This window comes from Polaromonas sp. LjRoot131 (genome assembly GCF_964252805.1).
Lineage (GTDB): Bacteria > Pseudomonadota > Gammaproteobacteria > Burkholderiales > Burkholderiaceae_C > Polaromonas.
In genome coordinates, this window is the sequence record NZ_CAXUPF020000003.1 from 210,782 (window position 1) to 226,853 (window position 16,072).

Consider the following 16,072-nt stretch of genomic DNA (forward strand, 5'->3'; position numbering starts at 1 on the left):
ATTCACTCTGCCTATGCCCGGCATTGCTATCCCCTACCCTTGAAATGGCCTTGCGCCAACTAAAATAGAGCACATGCTTGCCCAAAGAACCCTTAAATCCCTGACCAAAGCCGTGGGCGTGGGCCTGCACAGCGGGCAGCGGGTGGAACTGACCTTGCGCCCCGCGGCGCCGGACACGGGGATTGTGTTTCGCCGGGTGGATCTGCCGCAGCCGGTGGACATTGCCATCTCGGCGCAGGCGGTGACGGACACACGTCTGGCGTCGACGATCTCCAGTGGAAGTGCCAAGGTGCACACGGTGGAGCATTTGATGTCGGCTTGCGCGGGCCTGGGCATCGACAACCTGTACGTCGACATCACGGCCGAGGAAGTGCCCATCCTGGACGGTTCGGCTTCGTCGTTTGTGTTTTTGCTGCAGTCGGCCGGCATCGAGTTGCAGGCGGCGCCCAAGCGCTTTATCCGGGTGATCAAGCCAGTGGAAGTGCGCGAAGGCGAGGGTACGAACACCAAGTGGGCGCGCCTGAGCCCCTACGAGGGCTACAAGCTCAGCTTTGAAATCAATTTCGACCACCCTGCGGTGGACTCGACCGGCCAGCGAGTGGAGTTCGACATGGGATCTGGCGGCTACACGCGCGACATCGCGCGGGCTCGCACCTTCGGCTTCACCAAGGACGTCGAAATGATGCGCGCCAACGGCCTGGCGCTGGGCGGCGGGCTGGACAACGCCATCGTGATGGACGACTACAAGGTGCTCAACAGCGACGGCCTGCGCTACAACGACGAGTTCGTGAAGCACAAGATCCTCGACGCCATGGGCGACCTGTACCTTCTGGGCAAGCCGCTGCTGGCCGCCTATAGCGCGTTCCGCTCCGGCCACGCGATGAACAACAAGTTGCTGCGCGAACTGCTGGCGCACAAGGACGCCTACGAAGTCGTCACCTTTGCGGACGAGAAAAAAGCGCCCCGGGGCTTTGCCACGCTGGCGCGCGCCTGGTAGCTGCGGCACAGGGCATCCCCATGCTGCTGTTTCGCTGGCTCATCCTGCTGTTTTTGCTGGCCGCCGTGGTGGCCTTCATGTTTTACGCGGGCACCGGCCAGGCGCGCTTCAAGCGCTTTGGCCTGACCATCCTCAAGTGGACGCTGATTGCCGCCTTCGGTTTCTTCGCGGTGCTGGTGCTTGAGCGCATTGCCTAACGGCTGCGCCCGCCCCGGTAATTTCCCGTCATCTTTGCGCCCGTGCCGCTGGCTTGCGCCAGCCGCGCCATGGCGCTGCCCACATGGGCATGGGTGATGGCCAGGCCCAATGCGTCGGCCGCGTCCTTGCCGGGCAGCGAAGGCAGCTTGAGCAGCCGCATCACCATCTCCTGCACCTCGGCCTTGCCGGCCTTGCCGTAGCCGGCCACGGCTTTTTTGAGTTGCAGGGCCGTGTATTCGGTCACCGACAGTTCGCGCGAAACCAGGGCGGTGATGCAGGCTCCGCGTGCCTGGCCCAAGAGCAGGGTGGCCTGCGGGTTGACGTTGACAAAGATGATTTCGACCGAAGCCGTGTCGGGCTGGTAGCGCTCCACCACCTCGCACACGCCCTGGAACAGCACCTTGAGCCGGCCCGGCAGGTCGGCGCGCTCCAGGTGCGTGGTCTTGATGGTGCCGCTGGCCACGTAGCGCAGGTGCGGGCCGTCCACGTCCACCACACCGAAGCCGGAGGTTTGCAGGCCGGGGTCTATGCCTAGGATGCGCATCGATGCCGCCTGGCCTCAGAGGCCGAAATACCAGCGGACCGAATGGAAGAAGATGGGCGCACCGAAGCACAGGGCGTCCACCCGGTCGAGCAGGCCGCTGGCGCCGGTCACGCCCACGCCGCGCTTGCCCCAGTTGGGAATGCCGCGGTCGCGCTTGAGCGCTTTCATCACCAGGTGGCCCAGCGAGCCGGAGACGCAGGCGATAAAGGCCATGGCCACGGCCTGCGCCGGCTTGAAGGGCGTGAGGCCCGCCAGCAGGCCGCCCAGCAGGCTGGCCGCCACGACGGCGATCAGCCAGCTGGTCCAGTTGAAGCTTTTGCTGACGTTGGGCGCGCTGGGCGGGCGCTTCAGCCTGCGGCCGACCACGTACTCCACGATCATGCAGCTTTGCACCACGAACACCAGGAAGAACACCAGGAAGGCGTTCTTGCCTTCATAGTTGGGAAACTTCAGCAGCATCAGGGCGGGCACGTGGCTGATGCCGTAGACGCAGACCATGATGCCCCATTGCAGCTTGGCGTTGCGCTCCAGGAAACGCTGCGGGTCGTCGGCCAGCGCGCTGACCACCGGGATTGCCAGGAACACGTAGACCGGGATGAACACGGTGATCAGGTCGAAGCGCCGCGTGATCACCAGCGCGAACTGCACCGGCAGCACCACAAAGAAAGCCAGCACCAGGCTGCGGTGGTCGCCCTGGCGCGTGGGCGAGAGCGTGATGAACTCGCGCAGCGCAAAAAAGGCGACCAGCCCGAACAGCACGGTGGCCACGGTCTCGCCCAGCGTCCAGCCTATCCAGAACACGGTGGACATCAGCCAGGAGGTGCGCAGGACGCCGTTGAATTCCTTGAGCTTCTGGGAGTGCAGGTCGTCCTCGTGCGTGTCCTTGAGCGACATCACGAAGGCGGCCACACTGATGGCCGCCAGGATGCCGAAGACCAGCACGAACAGCAGGCCGACCTGGTGCGAGGGGGAAAGATTGCGCAAGAACGTGTTCATCAGGATTCCCGCAGATCCATCACGGCCTGGCGCGCGCGGGCCAGGAATTCGCCGCGGTCTTCACCGACGCCCAGGGCAATGGGCGCGCCGAAGGTGACCGAGCACAGGATGGGCACCGGCACGACCTCGCCCTTGGGCATGACGCGCTGCACGTTGTTGATCCAGGCGGGCACCAGCACCACGCCGGGGAATTTGAGCGCCAGGTTGTAGAGGCCGGCCTTGAATTTTTGCGGCTCCTCGTGGTTGCCGCGCGTGCCTTCCGGGAACAGGATGATGGAGTCGCCGTTGGTCAGCGCCTCGATCAGCGGCTCCAGCGGGTCCTGGTCGCCGGTCTTGGCGCGGTCCACGTAAATCGCGTTGAACACCGCCGTGGTGATCCATTGCTTGAACGGCGTCTTGGTCCAGTAATCCTTGGCGGCGATGGGCCGCGTGATGCTGCGCAGTTCTTCGGGCAGGGCCGCCCACATCAGCACCAGGTCGGCATGGCTCTGGTGGTTGGCGAAGTAAATCCGCTGCTCGGCCTTGGGCGGGCAGCCCAGCCAGCGTGCCTGGGCGCCTGTCAGCGTGCGGATCAGGCCCAGCAGGAACAGGCCCATGAGCTTGGCCAGCACGGGAGAAAGTTTGTCGTTCATGGGCCGCTTGCCTTTGTATGCCTCAAGGCAGTTCGACGCCGCCCATGCGGGCGACGATGGTGCCGGCGCGCGAGGCGAGGTAGCCTGAGCCGGGCCGGGTTTCAAAATACTTGGGCCGCGGCAGCATCACGGCCAGGCGCGCGGCCTCGTAGGCGCCCAGCCTGGCCGCGGGCTTGCGGTAGTAATGCTGGGCCGCCGCCTCGGCGCCGAACACCCCTTCGCCCCATTCCACGTTGTTCAGGTAGATCTCCAGGATGCGCTCCTTGTTCAGCAGCGCCTCCAGCAGCAGCGTCAGCACCAGTTCCTGGCCCTTGCGCAGCAGCGTGCGCTCGCCCGACAGGAACAGGTTTTTGGCCAGCTGCTGCGTGATGGTGGAGCCGCCCACGATCTTCACGGGCCTGACCGCCGCCTTGGCGGGGGCCAACCGGCTGGCCGACTGCGCGGCGCGCTGCTCGGCCTTGGCATTTTTGTCCCAGGCTTTTTCGAGGGCCTCCATGTCCACGCCGTCGTGTTCGGCAAAGCTGGCATCCTCGGAGGCGATAACCGCGCGCTTGAGGGTATCGGGCAGCTCGTCGTAGGGCACCCATTGCTGGCGCCATTTGAGGGCGCCGGTGTTGCGCGCGACCAGGTAGGCCTCCGAGCGCTGGAAGGCGGTGGACTCCGGGTCCACCACGGCCATCACGGCGATGCGCGCCACAAAAAAGAGCTGCAAGGCCAGGCCGGCCAGCAGGCCCAGGCCGATCAACCTGAACAGCGCTTTCATGCCAGCAGCGCCCGCATTTCCCGCAGTACCTGCGCGGAGGGCGGGCGCACCTTGCGCCACAGCTCGAAGGCCTCGGCGGCCTGCTCTACCAGCATGCCCAGGCCGTCGCGCGGCGTGGCGCCCTTGTCCCGGGCCCAGGCCATGAAGCCGGCCGCGGCCGGGCCGTACATCATGTCGCAGGCCAGCGCACCGGGTTTGAGCACGCTGGCGGCGACCGGCACACCGCTGCCCGCCAGGCTGCTCGCGCTGGCGTTGATGACCACGTCGAAAGCGCCTCGCAGCCCCTGCAGGTCTTCGGCCAGCAATTCGGTTTTCTGGAGCAGGCTTTGCAGCGAGGCGTGCGCCTTGTGCTGCGCAACCAGCGCGTCGGCTTTGGCCCGCGTGCGATTGACCAGCACCAGCCGGCGCGGCCCGGCGGCCAGCAGCGGCGCCAGCGCACCCGCGCCCGCGCCGCCCGCGCCTATCAGCAGCACGTCGCGCCCGGCCAGCGAGACGCCGGCGTTGTTCTGGATGTCGTTCACCAGGCCCACGCCGTCGGTGTTGTCGGCATGTACGGCACCGCCTTGCAGCACCAGGGTGTTGGCGGCCTGCGCCAGCTGTGCCCGGTCGCTGCGCGTGGTGGCGGCGCCGAAAGCATCGAGCTTGAAAGGAACGGTGACGTTGCAGCCCTTTACGCCATCGCGCTGCAGCTGGACCAGCGTGGCGGCGAAGGATTCCAGCGGCACCAGCAGGCGCTCGTAGCGCAGGACTTGCCCGGTGAGTTCAGCAAAGCGCGCATGGATCAGCGGCGACTTGCTGTGCGCGATCGGATTGCCCAGGACGTAATACTGATCCATGGGGACCTTAGCGGCTCGTGAGCTTGGTTTCCAGCGTGTCGTCGCGCGTGAACTTGAAGCGCGACACCACGACGATCTGGTCGGCCTTGCGGCGCATCGCGTCGCTGAATTTGCCGAAGGGACCGGTGCCGCGCACGATGCTCTGGGCACGCCGGTCCAGCGTCAGGTTGCCCGAGGTCTGCACCACTTCCGTGTCCAGCACGGTGCCGTCGAAGTTCACGGTGACGATCATGGTGAGTTCGCCGTAGAGTTTTTTGCCGGCCTGCTCGGGGAAGTTCACGGTGCCCCGGTCTTCAATCCTGCGGCGCAGTTCGTCGTAGTAGACGGCGTAGACCTCTTCGCGCGTGGCCGGGCTGATGTAGCGTTTTTTGGGCCGGGCGTTTTCTTCGTTGATGCGGCGCTCGATCTCGGCCAGGATCTTGACCAGTTGCTTGCGCTTTTCCTCGCGCTCGGCCTGGGCCGGGCTGTTGGCGGGCTGGGTCAGGTCGGGCGGCGGCATGGAGGCCAGCTGTTTTTTGATCTGCGCCAGCAGCTGGGTCTGCTGCTCCTGCAGCGATTCGACCTTGCGCTGCGCGTCTTCCGTCGCGTCGCCGAGTTCCATCAGGGCCGAAGGCGGCAGGGGAGAAGTGGCCCGGCCTTTTTCGGCCTCGCCGCCACCGGCCAGCGAGGCCTGTGCGATCGCCTTGGCGAAGTCGGGCTTCTCATTGGACTTGGCGTTGACCAGGATCACCTCGAGCGGGGTGTCCTGGAACACACGGTTGAAGCGCTCGGGGTCGACAAAACGCGCCGTCAGCAATACCGCGTGGACGGCGATGGACACGCCGAGGGCGATTTGCAGTGTGCTGGGGGTCTTCACAGAACGTGATTATCGGTGTTTATGCACGAAATCCGGCATCAACCGGCCACCGGAGCCGCTGCGGCGGCATCGGTTTGTGGTTCGTTGACATCGACCGCGATCGAGATCGGGCCGGCGGCCATCTCGGCCTCGCCGTCGTCCTCGCTGAGCGGGTCGGGCGACTCGTCAAGTTCCGCGTCCAGCCGTTCGGTCACCGTGCCCGACACGTCGAGCGTGATTTCGTCGATCTCGCCCAGCCGCACGCGCACTTTCGCGCCGCGCGGCAGGCCCTGCGCGCCCACCGCCGGCAGCACCAGCGGCAGCTCGTCGGCGCGCACCAGGTTGTCCTTGAAGGCGGTGGCCGTCAGTTCGGTGATGCCGTTTTGCTGCAGGTATTTGAGGGTCCAGTAACGCTCTATGCCGGCCTGGAAGCCGTTGTAGGCGCTGTAGGCGGCATCAAAACCCGAGATGATGGAAAACAGCTCGGCATCCTTGGGCTTGAAGGGCGCGGCCAGCGCGGCCGTGCGGCCGTGGCGCGCGCAGGCGATGATCTGCCACTGGTTGACCAGGTCGGTGTAGCGGCGCAGCGGCGAGGTGCTCCAGGCATAACTTTTGACGCCCAGACCCGCGTGCGGCAAGGCCTTGGTGCCCATGCGCACCTTCACGCCGGGCGCCAGGCTGGCCTGGCTGCGGTAGATGCCGGGCACGCCGTGCTCGGCCAGCCACTGGCCCCAGGTGCTGTTGGCCAAAATCATCGCTTCGGCCACGATCAGGTCCAGCGGCGCGCCGCGCTGGCGCGTGCTGATGCTGACGGCCTCGTCGCCCCGGGGTTCGCCGCCCGTGGGGTTGTCGAGGCGGAAGTTGTAGTCGGGCCGGTTGAAGTTCTCGGGCTTGCCGCGCGCGATTTCGCGCTGCGCCTTCAGGTGCCTGGCCAGCCGGTGCAGAAAGCTCAGTTCCACGCCCCACGCTACGCCGGTGGGTGGGCTGCTTTGCGCGGCTTCAAAAAAAGCCTCGGTGAAAGTGCTGTCCAGCACGTCGTGGCGCAGGTTGCTCACGATGGGCACCTGCTCGAGACGGGTGACGCTTTCCTTGATTTCCAGCGTGGCCTCGTCAATCGTGAGGTACAGCGACAGGGACGGGCAATTGCGGCCTTCTTGCAGCGTGTAGCTTTTGACGATCTCGTCGGGCAGCATGGTCAGCTTGTAGCCCGGCATGTAGACGGTGGACAGCCGTGCGCGGCCCACGGCGTCAATCGGGCTGCCCGGCAGCACGGCAAGGCCGGGCGCGGCGATGTGGATGCCCAGCGTGACGGTGCCGCTGCCCAGGCCCTGCACCGACAGCGCGTCGTCGATTTCGGTGGTGGCCGAGTCGTCGATGGAAAACGCCTTCACGTCGGCCAGCGGCAGCTCGTCCTTGACCTCGGGTGCCTGCAGCGCCGGGAAGCCCGTGCCCTTGGGGAAGTTCTCGAACAGGAAGCGCTTCCAGTGGAACTGGTAGGGTGAGGCGATGGCGCCGGCCTTCTGCAGCAAATCCAGCGGCGCGGTGTGCGTGGCGCGCGAGGCCTCGACCACGGCCTTGTATTCGGGGCTGTTCTTGTCGGGCTTGAACAATATCTTGTAGAGCTGTTCGCGCACCGGCGCCGGGCATTCGCCGCGGCCCAGTTCCTCGGCCCAGGTGGTGATCTGCGCCGCCACCTGCTTTTTCTTCTCGATGGCGGCCAGCGCCTGCTGCAGGATCTCGGCGGGCGCCTTCTTGAAGCGGCCCTTGCCGGCGCGGCGGAAGTAGTGCGGCGCGTCGTAGAGGCGGAACAGCGCGGCGGCCTGTTGTTCCAGCGTGGCGGGTTTGCCGTCGGCGCTGAAATAGTCGCGGGCCAGGTCGGCAAAGCCAAATTCGCCTTCGCCGGCGAATTCCCAGGCCAGGTCGAGCTCGATGTCGGTGCTGAGTTTTTGCCCGGCGGCCATCAGCTCGGCGGGCGCGGGCTTCTCGAATTTCAGCAGGGCGTTGACGCCCTTGACCTTGACGCGCTTGCCCGAGTCGAGCTCCACCTGCAGCGAGGCATCGCTCTCGGACAAAATGCGGCCGGCCAGAAACTTGCCGGCTTCTTCAAACAATACAAACAAAACAGGATCCCTTTGGTGTCTTTGATGACGTGGGGCTAGTGTAATCAGGCCCTGTTGGGGGACGTTTTCAGGCCAGCGCCAGGAAATCGAGGATTTCCGGCACGTGCGTATCAAAGTCGCTCAGCGCATGGTCGCCGCCTTCGAGGATGCGCAGGTGCGCGCCCGCATAGCGTCCCGCCATTTCGCGCCAGTCCAGCACCTCGTCGCCCTTGGCGATGAAGGCCAGGTAGTTTTCAGGTGCCTTGAGCGGCCCGGCGTGCTGGGCCTTGAGTTCGTCGACAAAACGCGGCTCGAAGAAGAAATGCTCGTCCGGGTTGTGCCAGGCGGTCTGCTCGCCGATGTAGCGGGCCAGGTCGCGCGCCGGTTCCACGGCGGGGTTGAGCAGCACGGCTTTGCAGCCGGTGCGTTCGGCCACGGCAGTGGCATAAAAGCCGCCCAGCGAGGATCCGACCACGGCCAGGCTCTGGTAGCCGGCTTGCAGCGGCCAGCCGGCGATTTCATTCATTACCCCGCGCAACGCGGCCTCGGGCGAGGGCGGCAATTGCGGGCACCACCAGTGCACGGCCGGGTGGCGCTGCCGCACGAGGGCCGCCATCTTCTGGGCTTTCATGGACTGCGGCGAGGAACGAAAGCCGTGCAGGTAGAGCAGGTGGGTGGTGCGCATGCCGCCATGGTAGACGGGAGTCCACGGTCTTTGGACCCGGCCCGCGGGCCCTGGCGGATAATCCCGCCATGGCCGCCGTTTTCGACAAACCCTCTCTTTACCAGCGAACTTTGCCCCTGTTGCAGGGTTTTGACGGCCTGCTGGCATTTGCCGTCTTCCTGCTGGCCTGCGCGGGCCTGCTGATCATGTATTCCTCGGGCTACGACCACGGCAGCCGCTTTGTGGACCACGGCCGCAACATGCTGATCGCCGGGGCCATCATGTTTGTGGTGGCGCAGGTGCCGCCGCAGCGCCTGATGGCCTTTGCCGTGCCGCTGTACATTGTGGGCGTGAGCCTGCTGGTGGCCGTCGCGATTTTCGGCGTGACCAAAAAGGGCGCCAAACGCTGGCTCAACGTGGGCGTGGTGATCCAGCCCAGCGAGATCCTCAAGATCGCCATGCCGCTGATGTTGGCCTGGTGGTTCCAGAAGCGAGAGGGCCAGCTGCGCCCGCTGGACTTCGTGGCCGCCGTGTTGCTGCTGGCCATGCCGGTGGGCCTGATCATGAAACAGCCCGACCTGGGCACCTCGCTGCTGGTGCTGGCCGCCGGCCTGGCGGTGATCTTTTTCGCGGGCCTGAGCTGGAAGCTGATCCTGCCGCCGGTGCTGCTGGGCCTGGTCGGCGTGTTCCTGGTGGTGTGGTTCGAGCCGCAGATCTGCGCCGACGGCGTGCGCTGGCCCATCCTGCACGACTACCAGCAGCAGCGCATCTGCACCTTGCTGGACCCGTCGCGCGACCCGCTGGGCAAGGGCTTTCACATCATCCAGGGCATGATCGCCATCGGCTCGGGCGGCATCACCGGCAAAGGCTTCATGGCCGGCACGCAGACGCACCTGGAGTTCATTCCCGAGCGCACCACCGACTTCATCTTCGCCGCCTATTCCGAAGAGTTCGGACTGCTGGGCAACCTGCTGCTGATCGCCGGCTTCATCTTCCTGATCCTGCGCGGGCTGGCCATCGCGCTGGAGGCCTCCACCCTGTTCGCGCGCCTGCTGGCGGGGGCGCTGACCATGATTTTCTTCACCTATGCCTTCGTCAACATGGGCATGGTCAGCGGCATCCTGCCGGTGGTGGGCGTGCCGCTGCCCTTCATCAGCTACGGCGGCACCGCCATGGTCACCTTGGGCCTGGCCATAGGCATGCTGATGTCGATCGCCAAGGCCAAGCGTCTGGTGCAGACCTGAAAGCCCGGCTGCCGTGAACACCCGCATCGTGACCGTGATCGGGGTGGGCAATATGGGCGGCGGCATGGCGGCCAACCTGCTCGGCAAAGGCTGGAATGTTCAAGTCTGCGACATCGATGCGGCCAAGGTCGCGGCCCTGGCGCAGCTGAGTGCCACGGCCATGGCCCGTCCCGCCGATGCTGCGGCGGAATCCCAGGCTTTTATCGTCTGCGTGGTCGATGCGGCGCAAACCGAGGAAGTGCTGTTTGGCGAGCAAGGCCTGGCCCGCATGCTGCGGCCCGGCCATGCCGTGATGCTGTGCCCGACCATCGCGCCGCAGGACGTCGAATCCTTCGCCGCCCGACTGGCCGAGCGCGGCGTGCACACGCTGGATGCGCCCATGTCGGGCGGGCCGGCCCGGGCGCGCGACGGCTCGATGAGCCTGATGCTGGCTTGCGAGCAGGCCGTGTATGAACGGCACGCCGGCTTGCTGCGGGACTTGTCGGCCAAGGTCTTCCACATCAGCGAAAAGCCCGGCGACGGCGCCCGCACCAAGCTGGTCAACAACCTGCTGGCGGGCATCAACCTCGTGGGCGCGGCCGAGGCGCTGGCGCTGGCCGGGCGCCTGGGGCTGGATCTGGGCAAGACCCTGGACGTGATCGAACAGTCCAGCGGGCAGAGCTGGATAGGTTCGGACCGCATGCGCCGGGCGATTGCCGGCGATTACGCGCCGCGCGCCCATGTGACGCTGCTTGAAAAAGACACGCGGCTGGCCGTGGCGGCGGCGCGCACGGCCGGGTTTGAAGGCCCGCTGGGCGAGCGCGCCAGCCGGGTTTTCGTCGAAGCCCATCAGGCCGGCCTGGCCGGCGAGGACGATGCGGCGCTGTTCAAGCACCTGGGCGGTAAGTCCTGAGTTACCCGATTCGCCTGCATTCCGGGCGTTTGCGATATTTGTTACGGTTTTCCCCCACGCTCCGCCGCTCGGCGCGGTACAACTTTGGTTGCCGTTCCCGGCAACAACAATGTCCATTTCGAAGGAGTACCGCCATGGCTGGAAAGTTTGAGCTCAAGAAGTCCAAGAACGACAAGTATTTTTTCTCCCTGCTGGCGGGTAACGGGCAGAAGATACTGGCCAGCGAGATGTACGAAACCAAGGCCAGCGCGGTGAACGGCATTGAATCGGTGAAAAAGAATGCGCCAGACGACAGCCGCTATGACCGTCTGGAGGGTAAGGACGGCTCCCCCTATTTCACCCTCAAGGCCGGCAACGGGCAGGTGATAGGAGTCAGCGAGATGTATTCCAGCGCCTCGGCGCGCGACAACGGCATCGCATCCTGCAAGGCCAATGCCCCGGGCGCCGCCACCGTCGACACGGCCTGAGTTGTCCTGGCCGGCCGGCAAAGCCCACAGGCCGTGCCGGGGGCGCTGCCGGACATGGGCGTCACGGGGGCAGACTGCCTACAATGGCCCTATGACCTCACTTCGCTCCACCACCGCCTCCGCCCCCAACAAGTCCACGGCTTCATCCTCAGCCCGGCCGACGGTGGAGTCGACCTCGGGGCGCCTGGAGATCGCGCAAAAACTGCTGCTGGCGCCTTTCGGCCTCACGCAGGCGCATTTGAGCCGCGCACTCGGTGAAATCACCTCGCACGGTGCCGACGACGCCGACCTCTATTTCCAGTACACCCGCAGCGAGGGTTGGAGCCTCGAAGAGGGCATCGTGAAGACCGGCTCCTTCAGCATCGACCAGGGCGTGGGCGTGCGCGCCGTCAGCGGCGAAAAAACCGCTTTTGCCTATTCCGACGACATTTCCGAGGCCTCGCTGCTCGACGCGGCGCGCACGGTGCGCAGCATTTCCGCCGGCGGCAAGAGCGCCCGCGTCAAGACGCCGGCTGGCCGCATCGCGGGCAGCCGCTCGCTGTACCAGGGGCTGGACCCCATCGCCACGCTGGACAGCACCGCCAAGGTCCAGCTGCTCGAAAAAGTGGAAAAACTCGCCAAAGCCAAGGACCCGCGCATCGTGCAGGTCATGGCCGGCCTGGCCAGCGAATACGACGTGGTGATGGTCGCGCGCGCCGACGGCACGCTGGCTGCCGACGTGCGCCCGCTGGTGCGCCTGAGCGTCACGGTGATCGCCGAACAGAAGGGCCGGCGCGAAGTCGGCTCGGGCGGCGGCGGCGGCCGTTTCGGCCTGGCCTATTTCGACGACGCGCAGATCGCCGAATACGTGAACGACGCGGTGAAGGCCGCCCTGACCAACCTCGACGCGCGTCCCGCGCCGGCCGGCGAGATGACGGTGGTGCTGGGCTCGGGCTGGCCCGGCATCCTGCTGCACGAAGCCATAGGCCATGGCCTGGAGGGCGACTTCAACCGCAAGGGTTCCAGCGCGTTTTCCGGCAAGATCGGCCAGCGCGTGGCGGCCAAGGGCGTCACGGTGCTGGACGACGGCACCATCGCCGACCGCCGCGGCTCGCTCAACGTCGACGACGAAGGCAACGCCAGCCAGCGCAACGTGCTGATCGAAGACGGCATTTTGAAGGGCTATATCCAGGATTCGCTGAATGCCCGCCTGATGAAGGTCAAGCCCACCGGCAACGGCCGGCGCGAGAGCTACGCCCACGTGCCCATGCCGCGCATGACCAACACCTACATGCTGGGCGGCGACAAGCAGCCCGAGGAAATCGTGGCCAGCATCAAGAAAGGCCTGTACGCCACCAACTTCGGCGGCGGCCAGGTCGACATCACTTCGGGCAAGTTCGTGTTTTCGGCCAGCGAAGCCTTCTGGGTTGAAAACGGCAAAATCCTCTACCCGGTCAAGGGCGCGACGATTGTCGGCAACGGCCCCGACGCGCTGACCCGCGTCACCATGATGGGCAACGACATGGCGCTCGACAGCGGCGTGGGCACCTGCGGCAAGGAAGGCCAGAGCGTGCCGGTAGGCGTCGGCCAGCCGACCCTGCGCATTGACGGACTGACCGTCGGCGGAACGGCCTGAAACGGGCCGGTTCGGGCTTTTTTCGGGCTTTTTGAGACCTGTGCTACATTCCAGCTTATGAATTCCGCCAAGTTTTATTTTGGTTACTTTTGGTTCTCGAGCGCTTTCGGCGGTAGAGAGATCATGGCGTGACCCGATAAAACGCACCGAATCTCCAAAAAACCGCCGGCTCCCCGGCGGTTTTTTTTTGCCCGTTTTGTTTGCCGAATGTTTGTACTGAAACCTGAATTGCCTGACTGACACCCTAGAAAAGGAAGACTGCGATGAATGCCAAAGCCACCTCCGCCAGCGACAACTGGTATGCGACCGTCGAAAAAACCAGCCAGACCGACGACGAACGCATCAAGGACATCACCGTGCTACCCCCTCCCGAGCATCTCATCCGCTTCTTCCCCATCCGCGGCACCGCCGTCGAGACGCTGATCAGCAAGACCCGCAAAAGCATCCACAACATCATCCAGGGCAAGGACGACCGCCTGCTGGTTGTCGTCGGCCCCTGTTCCATCCACGATCCCATGGCGGCGCTGGACTACGCCCGCAAGCTGGTCGAGCAGCGCAAGAAGTACGAAGGCACGCTGGAAATCGTGATGCGCGTTTACTTCGAAAAGCCGCGCACCACGGTCGGCTGGAAGGGGCTGATCAACGACCCCTACCTCGATGAGACCTTCCGCATCGACGAAGGCCTGCGCATCGCGCGCCAGCTGCTGATCGACATCAACCGCCTGGGCCTGCCGGCCGGCAGCGAGTTCCTGGACGTGATCTCGCCGCAGTACATCGGCGACCTGATCTCCTGGGGCGCCATCGGCGCGCGCACCACTGAAAGCCAGGTGCACCGCGAACTGGCCTCGGGCCTGTCGGCGCCCATAGGCTTCAAGAACGGCACGGACGGCAACATCCGCATCGCCACCGACGCCATCCAGGCGGCGGCGCGCGGCCACCACTTCCTGTCGGTGCACAAAAACGGCCAGGTCGCCATCGTGCAGACCAACGGCAACAAGGACTGCCACGTGATCCTGCGCGGCGGCAAGACGCCCAATTACGACGCGGCCAGCGTCGCGGCGGCCTGCAAGGAGCTGGAAGCCTCCAAGCTGCCGGCCACGCTGATGGTGGACTGCAGCCACGCCAACAGCTCCAAGCAGCACGAAAAGCAGGTCGAGGTGGCGCGCGACATCGCGGGCCAGGTGGCCGGCGGCTCGCGCCACGTGTTCGGCCTGATGGTGGAAAGCCACCTGAACGCCGGCGCGCAGAAATTCACCCCGGGCAAGGACGATGCGAAAGCGCTGGAATACGGCAAAAGCATCACCGACGCCTGCCTGGGCTGGAATGATTCGCTGGACGTGCTGGAAATCCTCTCGGCCTCGGTGCTCAAGCGCCGCGCGGCGAAGTAAGGCCGCTTGCGGGTTTGTGCGAATAGCCGCCACACCCGCAAGTCACCGACCATGGGCACCCGATCAGGAGCACATCATCATGCGCAGCGAAGTCAGTGTGAGCTTCAAGGACAGCCCGCCCGTGCGGCTGGACCTCAACGAAGTGCAGCCCATGCCGCACGACGTGGCACGATGGTGGCTGGACGACCAGTTCACGCAGATGGGCTGTGAGCCGCTGCGACCCACCGGCAAGCTGCTGACCGCCGACAAGGTCGTGGTGGTGGCCCAGGCCGCCGGGCCGGCGAAGTTCGCCGAAGCCAAATGGGCGCAGGAGTTTGCCCGCGCGACCAGTGCGGCGCTGGCCAAGCCCGTCGTGCACATCGACGTGGCAACGCTCAGCATCACTTACTAATTAGTAGAGCCCCCAGGAACTCCAGGCAAAAGCTCAGGCCTTGAGCGCTTCCAGCAATTTGGCGTGAATCCCGCCAAAACCCCCATTGCTCATGCACAGCAAATGGTCGCCGGGCCGGGCCGCGGCTTTGACCTGGTCCAGCAGCTGGTCAATGGTGCCGGCGACCTGGGCGCGTTCGCCCATGGGCGCCAGCGCGGCGCGCGCGTCCCAGTCCAGCCCGCCGGCGTGGCAGAAGGCCAGGTCGGCCTGCTCCAGGCTCCAGGGCAGCTGGGCCGTCATGGCGCCCAGCTTCATGGTGTTGCTGCGCGGCTCGAAGATGGCGAGTATGCGTTCGCTGCCCCGGCCGGCGCTTTGCAGCTGGCGGCGCAGGCCGTCCACCGTGGTGTGGATGGCGGTGGGGTGGTGGGCGAAGTCGTCATAGACGGTGATGTCGCCGCCTTTGCGCGGAATCACGCCGCGCACTTCCATGCGGCGCTTGACGTTCTGGAATTCCGCCAGCGCCAGTGCCGCGGCTTCGGGCGCCACGCCCACGTGCTCGGCCGCCGCGATGGCGGCCAGGGCATTGAGCTGGTTGTGCACACCGCTGATGCCCCACTTCACATGGGCCACGGCCTCGCCGGCCTTGAGCACGTGGAAATCATGCGGCTCGCCATGGGCCGTGAAGCCGGCTTTGTTCAGCAGGCCGTTGCCAAAGAGTAGCTGCTCACTCCAGCAACCCTGGGCCAGCACGCGCTGCAGGCTGGCTTCGGCGGCATTCACGACCACGCGGCCCTGCGAGGGCACGGTGCGCACCAGGTGGTGGAACTGCCGCTCTATGGCCGCCAGGTCGTCAAAGATGTCGGCGTGGTCGAACTCGAGGTTGTTCAGCACGGCGGTGCGCGGCCGGTAGTGCACGAACTTGCTGCGTTTGTCGAAAAACGCGGTGTCGTATTCGTCGGCCTCGATCACAAAGGTGTTGCCCTCGCCGAGGCGGGCCGAGACGCCGAAATTGAGCGGCACGCCGCCGACCAGGAAGCCCGGCTTCAGCCCGGCATGCTCGAGGATCCAGGCCAGCATGGCCGTGGTGGTGGTCTTGCCGTGCGTGCCGGCCACGGCCAGCACGTGGCGCGGGCCGGTTGCGTGGTGGGTAGGGTGGTGAAGCACGTGGCCCGACAGCCACTGCGGGCCGCTGGTGTAGGGCTTGCCGCTGTTCAAGATGGCTTCCATCAGCGGGTATTTGGGCGTTCCGTCGGCCAGTCGGGCGCGCGAGATCACGTTGCCGACCACGAAGACGTCGGGCTCGAAAGCCATCTGGTCGGCGCCGTAGCCCTCGATCAGCTCAATCCCCAGGCCGCGCAGCTGGTCGCTCATGGGCGGGTAGACGCCGGTGTCGCAACCCGTGACTTTGTGCCCCGCCTCCCGCGCCAGGGCGGCCAGGCCGCCCATGAAGGTGCCGCAAATTCCCAATATATGTATGTGCATGGGCCTGTATTCTAGGCAGGGCTTTTTGCCGGCCGGGTGCCGCCGGGACA

17 protein-coding genes are annotated in these 16,072 nt (G+C 65.7%); 8 read left to right on the forward strand and 9 right to left on the reverse strand.

All coding sequences use genetic code 11. The annotated features are described in order from the left end of the window. The first annotated feature begins 73 nt into the window (after positions 1–73). Positions 74–997 carry a UDP-3-O-acyl-N-acetylglucosamine deacetylase gene (gene lpxC, locus ACSQ27_RS15645; RefSeq protein ID WP_436156425.1) on the forward strand — a complete coding sequence of 308 codons (924 nt, stop codon included), beginning with the start codon at positions 74–76 and terminating at the stop codon, positions 995–997. A gap of 20 nt (positions 998–1,017) precedes the next feature. Beyond that, on the forward strand, positions 1,018–1,194 hold the full coding sequence (locus ACSQ27_RS15650; RefSeq protein ID WP_436156426.1) for a hypothetical protein: 177 nt from the start codon (positions 1,018–1,020) through the stop codon (positions 1,192–1,194). Here the strand turns inward: ACSQ27_RS15650 and ruvC are convergent. The 8 genes from ruvC to ACSQ27_RS15690 all read right to left on the reverse strand — a co-directional run bounded on the left by ruvC (position 1,191) and on the right by ACSQ27_RS15690 (position 8,585). Further along, positions 1,191–1,739 carry a crossover junction endodeoxyribonuclease RuvC gene (gene ruvC, locus ACSQ27_RS15655; RefSeq protein WP_436156427.1) on the reverse strand — a complete coding sequence of 183 codons (549 nt, stop codon included), beginning with the start codon at positions 1,737–1,739 and terminating at the stop codon, positions 1,191–1,193. The genes ACSQ27_RS15650 and ruvC overlap by 4 nt on opposite strands. Before the next feature lie 15 nt (positions 1,740–1,754). Continuing rightward, complete coding sequence (locus ACSQ27_RS15660; protein ID WP_436156428.1) at positions 1,755–2,735, reverse strand: phosphatidate cytidylyltransferase; 981 nt, start codon at positions 2,733–2,735, stop codon at positions 1,755–1,757. Then, the gene (locus tag ACSQ27_RS15665; protein ID WP_436156429.1) at positions 2,735–3,367 is read right to left on the reverse strand and encodes a lysophospholipid acyltransferase family protein; all 633 of its coding nucleotides are present in this window, start codon (positions 3,365–3,367) and stop codon (positions 2,735–2,737) included. The genes ACSQ27_RS15660 and ACSQ27_RS15665 overlap by 1 nt, the downstream gene beginning before the upstream one ends. Before the next feature lie 22 nt (positions 3,368–3,389). Beyond that, positions 3,390–4,130: a monofunctional biosynthetic peptidoglycan transglycosylase gene (gene mtgA, locus ACSQ27_RS15670; protein ID WP_436156430.1), complete on the reverse strand. Its 741-nt coding sequence runs from the start codon at positions 4,128–4,130 to the stop codon at positions 3,390–3,392. Beyond that, a complete protein-coding gene (gene aroE / locus ACSQ27_RS15675) occupies positions 4,127–4,966 on the reverse strand; it encodes a shikimate dehydrogenase (RefSeq protein ID WP_436156431.1) in 840 nt (279 codons plus the stop codon). Before aroE ends, mtgA begins: the two co-directional genes overlap by 4 nt. Positions 4,967–4,973: 7 nt before the next feature. Beyond that, complete coding sequence (locus ACSQ27_RS15680) at positions 4,974–5,822, reverse strand: TonB family protein (RefSeq protein WP_436156432.1); 849 nt, start codon at positions 5,820–5,822, stop codon at positions 4,974–4,976. Positions 5,823–5,860: 38 nt separating this feature from the next. Next, the gene (locus ACSQ27_RS15685; protein ID WP_436156433.1) at positions 5,861–7,921 is read right to left on the reverse strand and encodes a ribonuclease catalytic domain-containing protein; all 2,061 of its coding nucleotides are present in this window, start codon (positions 7,919–7,921) and stop codon (positions 5,861–5,863) included. Positions 7,922–7,988: 67 nt separating this feature from the next. Beyond that, the gene (locus ACSQ27_RS15690; RefSeq protein WP_436156434.1) at positions 7,989–8,585 is read right to left on the reverse strand and encodes a YqiA/YcfP family alpha/beta fold hydrolase; all 597 of its coding nucleotides are present in this window, start codon (positions 8,583–8,585) and stop codon (positions 7,989–7,991) included. Between the two features lie 68 nt (positions 8,586–8,653). Here ACSQ27_RS15690 and rodA point away from each other — a divergent pair, with 68 nt between their 5' ends. The 6 genes from rodA to ACSQ27_RS15720 all read left to right on the forward strand — a co-directional run bounded on the left by rodA (position 8,654) and on the right by ACSQ27_RS15720 (position 14,561). Further along, positions 8,654–9,808: a rod shape-determining protein RodA gene (rodA, locus tag ACSQ27_RS15695; RefSeq protein ID WP_436156435.1), complete on the forward strand. Its 1,155-nt coding sequence runs from the start codon at positions 8,654–8,656 to the stop codon at positions 9,806–9,808. A gap of 13 nt (positions 9,809–9,821) precedes the next feature. Then, the gene (locus ACSQ27_RS15700) at positions 9,822–10,700 is read left to right on the forward strand and encodes an NAD(P)-dependent oxidoreductase (protein ID WP_436156436.1); all 879 of its coding nucleotides are present in this window, start codon (positions 9,822–9,824) and stop codon (positions 10,698–10,700) included. A 134-nt stretch (positions 10,701–10,834) separates the two neighbouring features. Beyond that, positions 10,835–11,167 (forward strand): YegP family protein, encoded by a 333-nt coding sequence (locus ACSQ27_RS15705; protein ID WP_436156437.1) that lies wholly within the window; start codon positions 10,835–10,837, stop codon positions 11,165–11,167. A gap of 91 nt (positions 11,168–11,258) precedes the next feature. Then, positions 11,259–12,782 (forward strand): metalloprotease TldD, encoded by a 1,524-nt coding sequence (gene tldD, locus ACSQ27_RS15710; RefSeq protein ID WP_436156438.1) that lies wholly within the window; start codon positions 11,259–11,261, stop codon positions 12,780–12,782. Between the two features lie 263 nt (positions 12,783–13,045). Further along, positions 13,046–14,170: a 3-deoxy-7-phosphoheptulonate synthase gene (locus ACSQ27_RS15715; RefSeq protein ID WP_436156439.1), complete on the forward strand. Its 1,125-nt coding sequence runs from the start codon at positions 13,046–13,048 to the stop codon at positions 14,168–14,170. A 79-nt stretch (positions 14,171–14,249) separates the two neighbouring features. Beyond that, positions 14,250–14,561 (forward strand): hypothetical protein, encoded by a 312-nt coding sequence (locus tag ACSQ27_RS15720; RefSeq protein WP_436156440.1) that lies wholly within the window; start codon positions 14,250–14,252, stop codon positions 14,559–14,561. Between the two features lie 33 nt (positions 14,562–14,594). Here ACSQ27_RS15720 and mpl read toward each other — a convergent pair whose 3' ends face one another. Beyond that, positions 14,595–16,022: a UDP-N-acetylmuramate:L-alanyl-gamma-D-glutamyl-meso-diaminopimelate ligase gene (mpl, locus tag ACSQ27_RS15725; RefSeq protein ID WP_436156441.1), complete on the reverse strand. Its 1,428-nt coding sequence runs from the start codon at positions 16,020–16,022 to the stop codon at positions 14,595–14,597. Positions 16,023–16,072 lie beyond the last annotated feature (50 nt).

Excerpts from the sequence above, each read along its gene's own strand:
- mpl (WP_436156441.1), bottom strand. The coding sequence starts at position 16,022 with ATGCACATACATATATTGGGAATTTGCGGCACCTTCATGGGCGGCCTG.
- ACSQ27_RS15705 (WP_436156437.1), top strand. The coding sequence starts at position 10,835 with ATGGCTGGAAAGTTTGAGCTCAAGAAGTCCAAGAACGACAAGTATTTT.
- lpxC (WP_436156425.1), top strand. The coding sequence starts at position 74 with ATGCTTGCCCAAAGAACCCTTAAATCCCTGACCAAAGCCGTGGGCGTG.
- ACSQ27_RS15690 (WP_436156434.1), bottom strand. The coding sequence starts at position 8,585 with ATGCGCACCACCCACCTGCTCTACCTGCACGGCTTTCGTTCCTCGCCG.
- ACSQ27_RS15650 (WP_436156426.1), top strand. The coding sequence starts at position 1,018 with ATGCTGCTGTTTCGCTGGCTCATCCTGCTGTTTTTGCTGGCCGCCGTG.
- ACSQ27_RS15660 (WP_436156428.1), bottom strand. The coding sequence starts at position 2,735 with ATGAACACGTTCTTGCGCAATCTTTCCCCCTCGCACCAGGTCGGCCTG.
- mtgA (WP_436156430.1), bottom strand. The coding sequence starts at position 4,130 with ATGAAAGCGCTGTTCAGGTTGATCGGCCTGGGCCTGCTGGCCGGCCTG.
- aroE (WP_436156431.1), bottom strand. The coding sequence starts at position 4,966 with ATGGATCAGTATTACGTCCTGGGCAATCCGATCGCGCACAGCAAGTCG.
- ACSQ27_RS15720 (WP_436156440.1), top strand. The coding sequence starts at position 14,250 with ATGCGCAGCGAAGTCAGTGTGAGCTTCAAGGACAGCCCGCCCGTGCGG.
- rodA (WP_436156435.1), top strand. The coding sequence starts at position 8,654 with ATGGCCGCCGTTTTCGACAAACCCTCTCTTTACCAGCGAACTTTGCCC.
- tldD (WP_436156438.1), top strand. The coding sequence starts at position 11,259 with ATGACCTCACTTCGCTCCACCACCGCCTCCGCCCCCAACAAGTCCACG.
- ACSQ27_RS15665 (WP_436156429.1), bottom strand. The coding sequence starts at position 3,367 with ATGAACGACAAACTTTCTCCCGTGCTGGCCAAGCTCATGGGCCTGTTC.
- ACSQ27_RS15715 (WP_436156439.1), top strand. The coding sequence starts at position 13,046 with ATGAATGCCAAAGCCACCTCCGCCAGCGACAACTGGTATGCGACCGTC.
- ruvC (WP_436156427.1), bottom strand. The coding sequence starts at position 1,739 with ATGCGCATCCTAGGCATAGACCCCGGCCTGCAAACCTCCGGCTTCGGT.